At 60.8% G+C, this 15,288-nt stretch carries 11 protein-coding genes; 4 read left to right on the forward strand and 7 right to left on the reverse strand.

The annotated features are described in order from the left end of the window. Positions 1-235 precede the first annotated feature (235 nt). Positions 236-2,113: a glutamine--fructose-6-phosphate transaminase (isomerizing) gene (gene glmS / locus ACZ5B4_RS06720; protein WP_464913662.1), complete on the forward strand. Its 1,878-nt coding sequence runs from the start codon at positions 236-238 to the stop codon at positions 2,111-2,113. Positions 2,114-2,252: 139 nt separating this feature from the next. Here glmS and ACZ5B4_RS06725 read toward each other — a convergent pair whose 3' ends face one another. The 3 genes from ACZ5B4_RS06725 to ACZ5B4_RS06735 all read right to left on the reverse strand — a co-directional run bounded on the left by ACZ5B4_RS06725 (position 2,253) and on the right by ACZ5B4_RS06735 (position 4,988). Next, entirely contained in the window at positions 2,253-2,822 is a 570-nt protein-coding gene (locus tag ACZ5B4_RS06725; RefSeq protein WP_464913663.1) for a hypothetical protein, read from the reverse strand. Positions 2,823-3,287: 465 nt separating this feature from the next. Then, positions 3,288-3,788, reverse strand: coding sequence for a ribose 5-phosphate isomerase B (gene rpiB / locus ACZ5B4_RS06730; RefSeq protein ID WP_464913664.1), 501 nt, complete (start codon positions 3,786-3,788; stop codon positions 3,288-3,290). An 81-nt stretch (positions 3,789-3,869) separates the two neighbouring features. Further along, on the reverse strand, positions 3,870-4,988 hold the full coding sequence (locus tag ACZ5B4_RS06735) for an L-threonylcarbamoyladenylate synthase (protein WP_464913665.1): 1,119 nt from the start codon (positions 4,986-4,988) through the stop codon (positions 3,870-3,872). Positions 4,989-5,237: 249 nt separating this feature from the next. Between ACZ5B4_RS06735 and ACZ5B4_RS06740 the strand changes: the two genes are divergently transcribed. Continuing rightward, on the forward strand, positions 5,238-6,359 hold the full coding sequence (locus tag ACZ5B4_RS06740; protein ID WP_464913666.1) for a glycoside hydrolase family 88 protein: 1,122 nt from the start codon (positions 5,238-5,240) through the stop codon (positions 6,357-6,359). A 66-nt stretch (positions 6,360-6,425) separates the two neighbouring features. Here ACZ5B4_RS06740 and ACZ5B4_RS06745 read toward each other — a convergent pair whose 3' ends face one another. The 4 genes from ACZ5B4_RS06745 to ACZ5B4_RS06760 form a co-directional block, all read right to left on the reverse strand. Further along, positions 6,426-7,808 (reverse strand): (Fe-S)-binding protein, encoded by a 1,383-nt coding sequence (locus tag ACZ5B4_RS06745; RefSeq protein WP_464913667.1) that lies wholly within the window; start codon positions 7,806-7,808, stop codon positions 6,426-6,428. Between the two features lie 104 nt (positions 7,809-7,912). Further along, positions 7,913-9,136 carry an FAD-binding oxidoreductase gene (locus ACZ5B4_RS06750; RefSeq protein ID WP_464913668.1) on the reverse strand — a complete coding sequence of 408 codons (1,224 nt, stop codon included), beginning with the start codon at positions 9,134-9,136 and terminating at the stop codon, positions 7,913-7,915. A 117-nt stretch (positions 9,137-9,253) separates the two neighbouring features. Then, entirely contained in the window at positions 9,254-10,729 is a 1,476-nt protein-coding gene (locus tag ACZ5B4_RS06755) for an FAD-binding oxidoreductase (protein WP_464913669.1), read from the reverse strand. A gap of 148 nt (positions 10,730-10,877) precedes the next feature. Then, complete coding sequence (locus ACZ5B4_RS06760) at positions 10,878-11,186, reverse strand: MTH1187 family thiamine-binding protein (RefSeq protein WP_464913670.1); 309 nt, start codon at positions 11,184-11,186, stop codon at positions 10,878-10,880. 560 nt (positions 11,187-11,746) lie between these two features. Between ACZ5B4_RS06760 and mnmG the strand changes: the two genes are divergently transcribed. Then, entirely contained in the window at positions 11,747-13,618 is a 1,872-nt protein-coding gene (gene mnmG / locus ACZ5B4_RS06765) for a tRNA uridine-5-carboxymethylaminomethyl(34) synthesis enzyme MnmG (protein WP_464913671.1), read from the forward strand. Between the two features lie 95 nt (positions 13,619-13,713). Next, positions 13,714-15,171, forward strand: coding sequence for a pterin-binding domain-containing protein (locus ACZ5B4_RS06770; protein ID WP_464913672.1), 1,458 nt, complete (start codon positions 13,714-13,716; stop codon positions 15,169-15,171). Positions 15,172-15,288 lie beyond the last annotated feature (117 nt).

The raw sequence follows: 15,288 nt of genomic DNA on the forward strand, positions 1-15,288 counted from the left end.
CTTCGCCCGCAACCCCTTCTTTTCGACGGTTATATACTATCAATGTGTGGTAGAAGTCGAGATTTCGTCTGCTCCTAATCCGCAAAAAACGCTAAACTTTTGCTGTCTGACAAGAACCGCAATAGCGCCCTCAAGCCGCGACCTGCAACACGGCCGGCATCGCCTGGATCTCGGCCGCGCGGCTGAAGGGCGTTTTCAGGGCTAAAACCGAGACATTGACGCGGAGGTTGTGGAGATGTGCGGTATCGTGGGCTGCACCGGAATGGGGAATGTCGCTCCTTTTCTATTGACCGGACTCCGGCGATTGGAATATCGCGGATACGATAGCGCCGGCGTGGTATTGAACAACCCCGAAGGCACACCTCAGTTGCACGTCGTCAAAACCGCCGGTCGGATATCCAATTTGGAGAAGGAACTGGGACACAGCGCCGTTCAGGGCATGTGCGGACTGGGGCACACCCGCTGGGCGACCCACGGGCCGGCGACCACCGCCAATGCCCATCCGCACTTCGGCGGGGACGGCATCCTGGCCGTGGTCCATAACGGTGTGATCGAGAATTTCGACGCCCTGCGTCGTCGCCTCTCAGGCCTCGGCTACGACTTTCGCTCGGATACCGATACCGAGTGCCTTGCGCATCTCATTGCGGAATGCCTCAGAGAAATAGGGTTGAGCACGGACGAAATCGTGCGCCGCGGTTACCAACCGTTGGTTCGAGTGGTGCAAACGGCCTTGGCTGAAGCTCGCGGCACCTGGGGCTTGGCCGTCGTCTTCCGCGACTTCCCGGATGTGATCATCGCCTCGCGGTTGGGAAGCCCTCTCATTTGCGGCGTGGGGGAAGGCGGACATTACCTGGCCAGCGACGCATCCGCCTTAGCAGGATTCGCGACCAATGTGATTTTTCTGCGGGATCACGAGACGGCGCTGCTCACTCCCGATTCCGTGCGAATTTATCACCGTGACGACGGAGCCGTTCGCGTCACCCCCCAAGAGTTCCAGATGTCCGCCGGGGAGGCGGAATCGGGCGGATATCAGCACTTCATGCTCAAGGAGATTTACGAACAGCCGCAGACCCTGGAAAGCGCCATGCGCGGCCGAATCGATACCGATTTCGCCACCGCCAAATTCGGCGGAATCCAATTGTCCCCGCAGCAGCTCTTGCAGATCGAGCGCATCGTCTTAACCGGTTGCGGCACCAGTTGGCATGCGGGCTTGGTCGGCGAGTACCAAATCGAGACCTTAGCTCGTATCCCGGTCGAGGTCGAGTACGCCAGCGAACTCCGCTATCGCAATCCCCCCATGGATCACCGCACGCTGCTTTTCGCCATCACCCAGAGCGGCGAGACGGCCGACACCCTGGCAGCGCTACGGGAGATGAAACGCAAAGGGCATCTCAGCCTTGCGATCTGCAACGTGGTCGGCAGCACGATCGCGCAAGAGGCGGACGGCGGGATCTATCTCCACGCCGGACCGGAGGTCGGCGTCGCCTCGACCAAGGCATTCACGTCGCAGTGCCTTGTTCTCGCCATGCTGGCCCTATATTTCGGCCGGCTTCGCCACCTCAGCTTCGAGGCGGGGTTACGAATTATTGAAAACCTGCGGTCTTTGCCGGACAAAGTCCGCCAAGCATTGAACTGCGATGCCGCCGCCCGCCGCATCGCCGATCGCTTTTACCGCTGCAACAATTTCCTATACCTCGGCCGCCAATTCAACTTCCCCACGGCATTGGAAGGGGCGCTGAAACTGAAAGAAATCAGCTACATCCACGCGGAGGGCTATCCGGCGGCCGAAATGAAGCACGGCCCGATCGCCTTGGTGGACGAGAATACCCCCAGCGTCTTCCTGCTGCCGCGTGGGCCGGTGTACCATAAGGTCCTGGCGAACATCCAGGAAATCAAGGCCCGGGGAGGTCCCGTCATCGCCGTCGTCGAGGAGGGCGATACGGAAGCCGCCAAGTTGGCAGACGAATTGATCGAAGTCCCTGAGGTCGCGGATTTTCTCCAGCCGATCGTTTACATTATTCCGCTGCAGCTCTTGGCCTATCACATCGCCGTAGCCCGCGGTTGCGATGTGGACAAACCTCGGAATCTGGCCAAGAGCGTGACCGTTGAATAACAGTTGCGATCGACTGTCAAACCCAGGGTCTCATCGAAGAGATGGAGCTTCGGCCCCGAATGCGGCGGTCGATCGATTCGGACCGCGGCCGACGCCACTGGGAATCGTCGGCCTGTCGCACGGCGGTTGCGTGCGAGGATCACATGGGAGCCTGAGGCAACCTGCGAGGGTAGGGCGGCCGCTCACGAGAAGGCAACGGCTGCCGGTACATGGTGGCCCAGGCCTCTCGCTCATCTTCCGTTGCGTAGTAACGCAACCAGACTTCCGGATCCCCGTTCGCAAAGGCACAATCCCAATGCAGGTAGTTGTTGCGCAAATCGAGCTTCTTTTCCCGGGCCGGCAGTATGTCGCGATAAATGAGGCGGTAAAGTTCACGGTCGGAGAGGTGATCCGTGAACTCCAAGACGATTCGCTTCTCGAACAGGCGGTCTATCGTGTCCCACAGGATTCGTCGTAGCTCCTCATCGCTGAGGACTTCCGGGCGAGGCAGTCGCAACTCGGGCTCGAACCAGCGGTAGATGGGAAGAACCGGGGCCATCTCCCAGGCCAACATGCAGGCCAAATACTCGTTCTCAACGGCCAGCGGCAAACGATGGATGTTCACGCGAGAAATCGAGTCGTCGTAATACGGCTCCAACTCGTTTCGCAATTCGGCATTGCGAACGAGCAGATCGATTTCGTCCGGTTCACGACCCAAATGATCTCCCATCGCCTACCGCCCTGTTGCCAGAATCGAAGGAGCATTGCATCCGCAGACCGGGCTTCGACCACGAGGACTCCGCTTGCCACCTCATTCCCCGCAATCCAAGCCCCTCCATATCGACTTTACTCGAGAATTGTCCGGCCGCAAGTCGTCCGAAGCGGAAGATTTCTTGAGCTTTGCAAACGCCTCCAGCATATTCCGAACAGACGGTAAATCTTCGGATTCAAAATGGCAGGAGATAAAGTCTGGGGTACGAGGAGAAAATGGAGGGCATTGACCTCCGGCATACCGCGGCGGACAAAACACAGGTGCCGTCCCTATTCGCAGCAGCGTCGGACGTGATCGCGGTTGTCCACCGAATGCAATCAACAAGAACGAACACCGTCCCCGCAGCAGGCCGGCGCTTGCTTGTTCGAGACTATCACAGGCTGGCGCAAAGGCACATCGCTCCGCTGTCGGTTTTACCGCCGCTTACGAGCGAGCCGTCTCGGATCCGTCTTGCCCCTTTTTTTGTGAACAAATCTCTTGAGCAATCTCTTCTTCGATGGCCGAGATCTTTTCCAGGCGACGAGCGTGCCGTCCGCCCTCGAACGGCGTTTTGAGCCAGATCTCTATGACACGAAACAACAGTCGTTCCCCCAGCAAATCGGCGGAAAGGCAAAGAATGTTCGCATCGTTGTGCCTGCGGCTCATCTCGGCGGTCAGATCATCGTGACACGGCACCGCCCGCACGCCGCGAACCTTGTTGGCCGCGATCGACATTCCCAGCCCCGTGCCGCATAGCAGGATTCCCCGATCCACCTCGCCTTGCCCGACCTTCATCGCCACCGCTTCGGCGATGTCGGGATAATCCACGGGATCCTGCGAGTGCGAACCGACGTCGATGACTTCGTAGCCTCGTTCTTGAAGCCACTCGATGATTCGGGGCCGAATCTGATAACCGCGGTGGTCACTACCGATTGCAATTCGCATTTTGCTTGCGACTCCGAGACTCCGCAACCTTCAACGGCCGCGGGTATTCAACGATGTGTGGTGTACGATATTCCGCCAATTTCAGATCGATGCCAAGATTTGACCCAAGCGGCCCGCAATCGCCTTCTCGATCATGCAGGCACAGCGGCGATAATCCTGAATCGTTCCGCCGTAAGGATCTTCGATGTCCGTGCCGTCGGGACTGAGCAATTCCGTCCGATCACTCGCGAACGGGAAGGATGCGATCAACGACTCTTTCAGGGCCTGCGTCATGACGTAGATTCGATCTACGTACCGCAAAATGGAAGGGTTAACGGGCTGTGCCGCGTGGTTGTGCAAACTTATCCCCCATTCCTCAAGGACCGCCTCCGCCTCGGGGGTGGCTTGTCCGCCGGGCTGAGCGTGCAGTCCGGCCGAGAGTACAAGGAACCCCTTTTCCGGCAAGTCTTGCGGAGTACACTCCAGCTTCTCCGCCAAGAGCTTACGGCACAAAGCCTCGGCCATGGGACTGCGGCACGTGTTTCCCGCACAGACGAACAGAACCGCGACGGCCGCCAAGCTCCGCAGAGACTTTTCCGAGATCGCTCCCGCCCGCACCAGCTCCCAATCTCCGCCGCTATTCACGCGAACCACGGAGGACGCGGTACCATATCGGGTAGGCCCATCGTCCAGAATGACGTCGATCTCCGGAAAGGCTTCCGCAATTTCCCGTCCCGCGACGGCCGGCGGCTCTCCGCTGCGATTGACGCTCGTCAGAGCCAAGGGGCCGCTGGTCATGCGCAAAATCGACAGCGCCACCCAATGGTCCGGAACACGAAACCCCAGGGTCCCATTGGGGCACACCAAGCGGCGTGCGGCGTCCGGCAACGTCTTCGACAATCCGCCTTCGTCCGGCTCGGGCAACACCAGCGTCAGCGGCCCCGGCCAGGCCCTTCTGGCCAAACGCCATGCCATGGCCGGCAAGTTGGGGCAATAATCCCACAATTCGTCGGCATCCTTAATGGCCAGGGCGAACGGGCTTGCGGGATCCCGGTTCTTGAGTTGAACGATTCTTTCCAGTGCATCGGGACGAAGCGCCGACGCGGCCAGACCGTAGACCGTCTCGGTGGGAATTGCCAGCAATCGCCCTTCGGCAAGAGCCTGCACGCAACGATGGACAATATCTCGCGGCTCTTCCGCCTTGTGAAGATCAATGATCACTGGAGAACTCGTATTCGCCCCTGACCGACCGGCCCGAAAAAGACGCAAAATCTTTGTACGTCGTACGCCAGCGAGAATTGAAGCAACCCAACAAGTCCCTTGCCTTTTTATAAGTCTTCCGTGAGCAACCGGTCAAGGGTCCGGAGGTCGGAAGCTTTCCGGAGGATTCCGTCAGGCCGCTCAAGATAGTACGATAGGTGAGCTTGCGGAAAAGTTGCGAAGCGGCAAACCGAAACTGAGGTTACGACGATGCCCTTGATTCAAGACGTAAACCGACACCGGCAAGCCCTGGAATTCGGCGAAGCGCAGGTCGAGCGGCTGATCACCCGGCACCCGGACTTTTTCCCCATCTACACCGTTCAAGGCAAGTGGTATCACGAGGGCGAACTGTGGACGGATTGGACGGGGGGATTCTTGGCCGGAATGATGTGGCAGTTCGCGCTGCGCACCGGCTCGCAAGAATGGCGGCAGCGGGCCGTCCACTACTCCAAACTATTGGAGCACCGAAAACTCGACCGCAACGTTCACGACCTCGGTTTCATTTTTCTGAATACCTACCTCCCCTGGTATCAACAGACCGGCGATCGCGATTTGTTGGAAGTTTTGATCACGGCGGGACGCACGCTCTCTCTCCGGTTTCAACCCAAAGGGCGCTATCTCTGCTCGTTTATCGGGCCGCACAGCCTCTTCATCGACATCATGATGAACGTCCCGCTAATTTTCTACGCGGCTCAGCAGACCGGCGACACCGATCTGTATCGCATTGCCGCCGAGCACTGCCGAACCACACGAGACCGATTGGTCCGCGAAGACGGTTCGACCGCCCATGAGGGTCTCTTCGATGTTGAGACCGGGGAATTCCTGGGACAAAGCACCCATCAAGGCTTGCGGCCGGATAGCCGCTGGGCGCGGGGGCTTGCCTGGTCTCTGTACGGCTTCAGCAAGGTATACGGCCTCACCGGCGAAAAGGAGTTTCTGGAGGTCGCGGAACGGAACGCCGAGTTCTGGATCACCCATCTTCCCGACGACAAGATCCCGTATTGGGATTTCGACGCCGACCTCACGGCTCCCTTGCCCTGGGGACCCCAAAAGGATAGTTCGGCAGCCGCGATCGCGGCCGGCGGGCTGTTGGATCTCGCGTCCCAGACGCCGATTCCCGAGCGAGCCGCGATCTATCGCAACACGGCATTGGTGATGATCGAAGCCCTCCTCGATCCGGAATATCTCGCCACGGAGACTCCCGGCTGGGAGGGCATCCTCAAGCACGGAGTGTACCACACCAAAAAGGGCCTCGGCGTCGACGAATCCGTGATGTGGGGCGAGTATTTCTTCGTGGAATCTCTCACCAAGATACTCACGCGACAGCCGTGAAGCTCGGCCCGTCAGGGGTGACGGACGGAACCGCGTCGCACCGAGTTTCATCCGGTAGGAATTTCATCAGGTAGGATGCGGGCGACCGTTGCCGCCTTTCCGGCCGACTCCCCGCGGTCTCTCCCCGCGGTAGTAAGCGTCCATCAATTCCATGGGATGGAGTACGGCCACGGGTGCTCTCGCGCGCCGGATCTCGCGCTCGATCTGGAGGAGGCACCCGGCGTTGGACGCCAGCACTGCGTCTGCTCCCGTCCGCAAGATGTTTTCCAGCTTGCGCCTGCCCAGGCGCGATGCCAAGTCGTGGTGAAACAGATTGTAACTCCCCGCGGAACCGCAACACATGTTGCTCTCGGGAAGCGGAATAAGCCGCAAACCGGGTACCTGCCGCAGCAGGCGTCGCGGCTCCTCGACAACCCGCTGCGCATGTGCCAAATGGCAAGCGTCGTGATACGTTGCCGTCATGTCAATCGCATGGACCGGCGGAATGAAACCCAGCCGGTCCAGGAACTCATTGATATCCCGGACTTTTTCCGCGAACCTTCTTCGCCGGGGCGCGAGGTCGTCATGCCAATAATCGCCGTACTCCTTCAGCATCGCGCCGCAGCCCGCATGATTGACGATCACCGCGTCAACGTCGTCAACGGGAAAGGCACGGACATTTTGATCGGCCAAGCGTCTCGCCCCGTCTTCTTCCCCTGCGTGATAGTGTATGGCTCCGCAACAGACCTGTCCGTCGGGGATCAGCACGTCGCAGCCGTTTTCCTGAAGCACGCGGACCGTCGCCCAGTGGATATGCCGGAACATGGCATCGGCCACGCATCCAAGGAAAAAGGCGACCCTCGCCCGGCGCCGCCCCTTCGCGGGCAGAAAACCGGGCAGGGCGGGGCCCGGCGGCACCGGCGCGTTGACCAGCGTCAGCATGGCCCGCAATCGCGGCGGAAACAAATCCCATAGCCCCATGCGTTCCAAGCGATCGTATAAACGCGCCTTCTGAAGCAATCGGATCGGCGTCAAAGCCCCGCGTATTCGATCCGGGTAGGGGAAAATCCGCAACAGCACCAGTTGCCGAAACCAATCCAGCCGGCGCTTCCAAGCAGGCCGCACTTGCGCCGTCGCCAGCCGGAACGGCTCGAGAATCCGACTATACTCCACTCCCGACGGGCAGGCAGTCTCGCACGCGCGGCAATCCAAACATCGATCCAAATGAGTCTGCACGCTTTCCGTCACAGGGAGGCGTCCCTGCACGACCGCCCGCATGAGGTAGATTCGCCCTCGCGGACCGTCGTTTTCGTCGCCCAAGAGCGTGTAGGTGGGACACGTCGCGGTACATAAACCGCAATGCACGCAACTCAGGATTCGATCCTCGGGAATGGACACGGGCAAAGGCGGCGCCTTGCCGGGTGTGTCACCGCCGAACACGGCCGGAAGTAGGGAAGCTGGGGTCTTCATGCGACGCTGCAACTCGATTCGGGAGCCTGAACAACCAAGGACGGGTAATTCGCGCGAAGGATTTTCATCCGCCGAGATGATTCCCAGTGGGCCGTTCCCGAAGACTACGGCGGAAAGACATACCGACCGGGATTGAGGATGTGGTGCGGATCGAATTGGTCTTTCAATCCTTGCATGTGGCGCGACGCCGGACCGTTCGGTCCCCAAATGACCGATCGATTCCACGATTGATCCCATGGGTACCGCAAAACGGTCAAGCGGCCGCCCAAAGTCGCCGTCGCGCCACGCAAACGAACGACGACCTCAGGCGTTACGTCGGCGTCCTCATCCGCGAAAACGAAAATCTTGCCCAGCCCCGCGTGGCTGATGAACGAGGCACGTGGACGCATGCTTCGCAACTGCTCCAGGGCCGCCGGCACGCGGCTCGGCCGGACTGCCAGCTCGCACACAAAATGAGGTGGGGGAACATCCGCGAGAAACTGTGAGAGCAAGGCATAGCAGTCCGCGGGCAGCTCAACTCCGAGCTTCAAACCCGCGTTCGACAATTCTCGCCGCAATTCATCGCAGAAAGCGTCCACTTCTCCGGCCGAACCTTCATGAACGGTCACCACGCGAAAGCCGCAGGAATCATCGCCGACTCGCAGGAATCGATCGCGCCCCCATCGCGGGCCGCCCAAGACCTCGATGGCCGACGGCTCGCTGCGACTGGCAACCAAGCAATCCAACAGCCGTTCGAGGTCATCCCTCTTCGCGACCGTCCAACTCAGCACGCGCAGGCGTTCCGGGAGCGGTCGCACCATCAGGGTCAGTTCCACAATCAGCGCCAAGGTTCCCCAGGATCCGGTCAGCAATCGCGTCAAGTTATAGCCGGCCGCGTTCTTCACGACCTTGCCTCCGGCGAAGAAGGTGCGGCCCGTCCCGTCCACCGCCCGCACTCCCAGCACATAGTCGCGCAACATCCCCCAGCGATACGACCGCGGCCCCGGCGGTGACCAGGCCACGGCTCCCCCAATGGTGCTTTCGCCGCCGAAAACGCAATCGATGGGCAGGAACTGCGACTGTTGGGCCAAAATCTCGGCCAGACGCTCCAAGCGGACGCCGCAACCCACCGTCATGGTCAAGTCGCGATAGGAATAATCGACTACCTCTTGCATGGCGCCGGTGACCAGCAAGAAGCCGTCGCGACCGGGCGGACAACCGTACTCGTAATGCGTACCGGCCCCGCGAGCATACACCGAACGCCTCCCTCTTGCGGCTTCGGCGACAACCTCCGCCGTCTCCGCGATCGAAACAGGCGAAACTTGCTCGAGCATCACGTCGTTATCCATGGATGGCCGTCCCTGTGGAGCGGGTTGTTCTCTCATCGACCTGTTTTCGCGACGCCGGAGCCTATCTCGGATGCCGCTGCGATGCCTCCCCGAATGCGCTCCTACTCAACTGTGAATTCAAGCTTGGGATGTCGACGGCTCGAGGGGAGGCAGGACCTTGCCCGGCGTCAAAACCAGGTCGGGATCGAAGACTCGCTTGATCCGCCACATGGTCTCCAGATCTTCGCGGGCGAACAACTCGGTCATCAGCGGAAGCTTCTCGATCCCTACGCCGTGTTCTGCCGTGATGCTTCCGCCCAACTCGATACAGGTCTCCAGAATCGCGCGCCCGGCTTCCATGGCCCGCCGCACCTCATCGGAATCGCGTTCATCAAACAGCAAGATGGGGTGGATGTTGCCGTCGCCGGCATGGGCGACGTTCACGATCCGAACTCCGCGTTCGCGTCCGATGCTCGCCACTCGCCGCACCAACTCCGGCAGACGGGACCGCGGAACGACTCCGTCTTGAATGAAATAGCCCGTGCTGAGGCGTCCCACGGCACCCACGGCGGACTTGCGACACCGCCATAACAGCGCGCGTTCTTCTTCGGATGACGCGGAGAGAATTTCCTTGGCGTGACAATCCCGACACAACTGTAGGACCATGCCTTCCTGCTCGTCCAGCGCAATCGGCATACCGTCCAGCTCGATCACGAGGATGGCTTCCGCATCGGCGGGAAAACCGAAGTGAAAGGCTTCCTCCAACGCCTGGAGAATACCGCGGTCCAATAATTCCATGGCCGCCGGAATGACTCCCGCCGCAATAATGCGGCTGACGGCGTTGCCTGCGTCATCCAGGCGATCGAACGTGGCACGAAACGTTCGATGGGCGACGGGCAACGGCGTCAGCCGAAGCCACGCCTCCGTGGCAATCCCCAACGTACCCTCGGAGCCGGTCAGCAATCCGATCCAGTCGAACTCCGCGGAGCTCGTCTCGGGACCGATTTCCAGCACCTCGCCTTCACCCGTTACCCACGTCAGACCTAGGACGTGGTTGACCGTCACGCCGTACTTCAGGGTGTGCGGTCCGCCGGCATTGGTGGCGATATTGCCGCCGATGGTGCAGGCGACTTGGCTGGAAGGATCCGGCGCAAAATGCCAATACGTTCCCGCCAATACCGAACCAAGCTCCAGGTTCAGAACGCCGGCTTGCACCCGCACCATGCGATCCCGAAGACAGACTTCCAAGATCTTCTTCATTCCGGCGAGAGAGACGACCACGCCCCCATGAAGCGGCGTCGCTCCACCTGCAAGACCGGTGCCGGCGCCCCGCGGCAGCACGGGGACGCCATGCTCTCGACACGCTCGAATCACCTCGGCCACCGCCTTGGTCGATTTGGGAAACACAACGGCGGGCGGCGTCTCCTTTTCCAGCGTGTATCCGTCACACTCGTAGACGATCAGCTCGGACGGCCTCGTTATCAGATGCTCCGCTCCCACGATCCGCCGCAGCGCGCGCAGTAGAGCCGGCGGAAGCTCCGTGCCCCGTCGCGTGTCCTTGCAAACCGCCGCCCTGCGCGCCGCCGGATTGCCGCGTGAGAACCATCGAATCATTGGATATCCAGGCTATCGCCTCTCCGTGGGATACCATCGCGTTTCAAACCGAAACCATTCATGGGCGGAAACCTGACCGCCAAGAATCGCGAAATCGCCCCGTCGCGGGCCGACCGACGGGCAAGGACGCGGCGAAGGTCGATTGGATTCACTTCTTGACGGGGCGACCCAGCTTCGCTTCCACCGCCGCCACCTTGGCCCGCAGCCTCCCCGTATGCCCGCGACGGTAGTCCATTTTGATGACGCATTCGATCCGATTGCACTCCTGCGCCATGCGTTCGAAGCAGCGCCGTACCACCTCCATCACTTCTTCATACTCGCCTTCGAGAATGGTTCCCATCGCGTGGCATTCGTAATCCAAGCCGCTTTTGTCAATGATGTCCAGACTCCCCGCCACGTAGGAACTCAGACTTTCGCCTTGCCCCAAAGGATACATACTGAACTCTAACAATACCACGGCTCAATTCTCCCACACAGATTGCATTGGACGATCTACATGGAACGATTCTTTTCCCCGCTGCACTGCAAGTCGATCGCGAGCCTATCTCGCCTAATGTTATGCCGTTCGACTCCAAAGGGCTATCCGGCGGTTGCCCAACAGCCGCCGCGACTTCGTGCACATGGCCCCAATTCGCAATCACGGGTAAAATCAAAGGTCCGACCCGAACCTCGAAGCGGAAGTCCGGGGAGCCTTTCCCTAACCGGCTTGCGGCATCGGCCCGTCGCAGATTACGGAGGCGAATCGACGGGGCAGCATCGGCCTCCCGACCGGCTTTTCGTCGCGATCGCCGCCTGCCCCTGCCCGGGGAACGCCGAAGGAAACGCGTCGCATCCAACAAGCTCCGGGCCAACCGTGAAAGGCGTTTTCCGGCTTCATCGCGGGCACAGACATGACCCGTCTCGCGGTTCACAAGAAGCTTACGATTATGGTAACCGGATTCGCCTTGCCAACGGGGCATCTCCGGTATCATTTGATCCCATCGTGACGAAACGAAAACCTGTGAGTAAAGCACCACAATGTCCTCGGTTTACGACTTCGACGTACTGGTAATTGGGGCCGGGCACGCCGGGATCGAAGCCGCCCTCGCTGCCGCGCGGATGGGCGCGCAGACGGCATTGCTCACCACCAACCTCGACACGGTTGGGAAGATGAGCTGCAACCCCTCCATCGGTGGAGTCGGCAAGGGCAACATCGTGCGAGAGATCGACGCGCTCGGGGGCGTCATGGCTCGCGCGATTGATGAGACCGGCATCCAGTTTCGCATGCTCAACCGGCGTAAAGGCCCGGCCATGCACGGTCCGCGCGCCCAGGCCGACAAATGGGCGTACCATCAAACCGTGCTGTGGTATTGCCTGAATGAGCCGCGACTCATCCTGCGACAAGAGACCGTCGAATCTCTGCTGGTGGAAAAGACCGCAACGGGCCTTCGCATCGCCGGGGTCGGCGTCCGCGGCGACGCCGTTTACCGTGCCCCTTGCGTCGTGCTGTGCGCAGGCACGTTCATGCAGGGACAGCTCCATTTCGGCGAGAAGACGCAGCGCGGCGGGCGGGACGGCGAGGACGCCGTGTACGGCATCAGCCGCTCCCTCACGGAAATCGGTTTTTCCCTGTCGCGATTCAAGACCGGAACGCCCCCGCGACTTCACGGCGGAACCATCGACTACGATCGGCTGGAATTGCAACCGGGAGACGAAAACCCCGTCCCCTTCTCCTTCTTGACCCCGGCCATCCATCAACCGCAGTTGCCTTGTTGGATCACGTACACCAACCCCAGGGTGCATGAGATCATTCGGGCAAATCTGCATCGAGCGCCGATGTTTACGGGCCAAATCCGATTCACCGGCCCCCGTTATTGCCCGTCCGTGGAGACCAAAATCGTCCGCTTCGCCGATCGAGAACGCCACCAAGTCTTTTTGGAGCCCGAGGGAAGGCGGAACCGCGAGATTTACGTCAACGGCCTGGCCACGAGCCTGCCGCGCGACGTTCAAGAGGCGGTGGTTCGGTCCATTGTGGGCTTGGAGCGCGCCGAGATTCTCCGATATGGATACGCCGTGGAGTACGACTATTTGCCTCCCGATCAGTTGCAGCCTTCACTGGAAAGCAAGCTAGTCACGGGGCTTTTCTTAGCGGGACAAGTCAACGGCACCACCGGCTACGAGGAAGCGGCCGGCCAGGGATTGCTCGCCGGCGCCAATGCGGCCTTGAAACTACAGGGACAACCGCCCCTCATCCTCGGTCGGGAGCAAGCCTACCTCGGCGTCATGATTGATGACCTGGTCACGCGCGGAGTTGATGAGCCCTATCGCATGTTTACCAGCCGGGCGGAATACCGCCTCCGGTTGCGTCACGATAATGCCGACCGACGCTTGACGCCGCTGGGCCGAAAACTAGGGTTGGTGGATGACCGCCGATGGACCGTCTTCCAGGAGAAAACGGCCGCCGTGGAAGCCCTGCGCACGGCGCTGGCGACCTGTCGGCGGCAGGGGGTTCCGCTCGAGCACGTCTTGGCACGTCCGGACGTGGAATGGCACGAACTGCGCGCGGATTTCCCGCAGTTCGGGGAGTTTTCCGAGGATGTCGTGCAAACCGTAGTCTACGATATCAAGTACGCCGGTTATTTGTCCCGCGAAGATGCGGCCGTGGAACGTCAGCGGCGTTTGGAGCAGAAGCGGATTCCCGCCGACGTGGATTATTCGTCCGTACCCCATCTCCGCGCCGAAGCCCGCGAAAAGCTCAGCCGCGTGCGTCCTTGGAACTTCGCCCAGGCCGGAAGAATCAGCGGCATCACTCCCGCTGATTTGGCCGTCTTGGCGGTCTTTTTGGAAAAAGGATTTCGAAATCATCGAGAGTGCGATCCGAGCGTCGAAAGGCCGACGCAAGGGCCTTGAGGCACGGCACGTTTGGCGGCGGAAACGATTAACGTACTCCCGTCGCCGCACCCCGCCGCCCCAAGTTTGCGCCTTATCCGTACACCATGGGATGCATGCGATTCCTCTTGCCGATCAATCAGATGGAGCCAAGCCGGCTCAGCCTTGCCTATCTTGCCGGCTGGGACTGCATCCCTTGGCCGGGCAAAGTCTCGTGGAACCATGACGTCCTCGAGGTCATGCGCTCCGTCGACCAATCCGCGGCTCTGACCCTCCCCTGGCCGATCGCGGACAAGGGCACGCTGGCGGTCAGCACGGGAACCCTGATCGAGCGGGAACACCCCTACGCTTTGCCCCTGGAACTTGCCCGAGGAAAGGTGGGACGCCTGCTCAATCAAATGAGCGATTGGAAGGCGTTGGGGTTCCTATCGCCGACGGCGGCCGAGGAAGCGGCGAGCGAAGCGACCGCCTGCTTCGCCCAAGCCGTCGTCCTTCGTTCCGATAGCGAGCGATCGCGGAAACTCGCGCAGACGGCACTCGATCTGGCCGTAAGGGCGGGAGAAACAGCCCTCGCTGCGTTCATCGATCAGACTCTCGCCGCCCTGCGAAGCCGCCGGCCTAAAAGCCACATCTGGTGCGGCGCCGAGTACGGTCGCGTCGTCTTGTCCGCCGAGGAGCACCAACTGCTTGACGAGTTCTCGACCGCCGCAATGCTGCGAGTGACTTGGCGCGACTGTGAACCGGAAGAGGGGCAGTACACGTTCGACCTCTTAGACCGTTTGCTCTTTCTTTGTCGCGAACGGCGTCTACCTCGTTCCGTCGGGCCGCTGATTTCTCTCCTGCCCGGTGAACTGCCCGGCTGGATTGCGCCGGATACTCCCGCGGAGGATATCCAGCGACGCGCCTTGAAGTTCTTGACCACGCTCTTGCGAACCTATCGTGGCAGAGTTGATCTGTGGGAGGCGGTCGGCCCGCTCAATGTCCCCAACCCTTTCGGCTGGAACGACGAATTCTTGGCCAATTTCGCGGCTCGCATTGTGCAGCACATCCGCAACCTCGGCCCCGGGATTCCGATCGCCGTCTCCGTGCGTCAACCCTGGCTCGAAGACCTGCGTCGGCGGGAGTGCGAGTTCCCCGCGCCGATCGTGCTGGACGCCTTAATTCGAGCCGGCGTCGGTCTGTCGCAAATCATCTTGGATACGCACCTGGGCTACGATCGCGGTACCCTCCTTCGCGACGGTCTCGACGTCTCTCGTCAACTGGAATTCTGGGGCCAGTTGGGGCTACCCCTGATCGTGCGATTCTGCGCCCCCAGCCGCGGCGACGCCGACCCCTTCGCCCTCGGAGACGCCAAGGTTCAAGCCGCCCCGTGGAGCGAAGCGGCGCAAGCAGAATGGACGAAACTCTGGCTCCGGCTTATCCTCACGAAGAGCTTCGTGCGGGGCTTTTTCTGGTGCCAATTGAGAGACGCCGAGCCGCACGAGTTTCCCCACGGCGGGCTTTGGGATGTCACGCGGCGCGCAAAACCAGCCGTCGAAGCTCTCATCGAGTTTCGACGGCGCTATTTGGGCTAACGATCGCTTTTCACCGCAGCCTTCGCCGCCGTCGAATCTGCGTCCGTCGAATCTCGAAAAACTTCACCCAAGCGATTGCTTTCGACCTTTCGGCAAGCGCCCCCGTACCTGCCCGTC

The sequence above is a fragment of the Thermogutta hypogea genome (genome assembly GCF_055386265.1).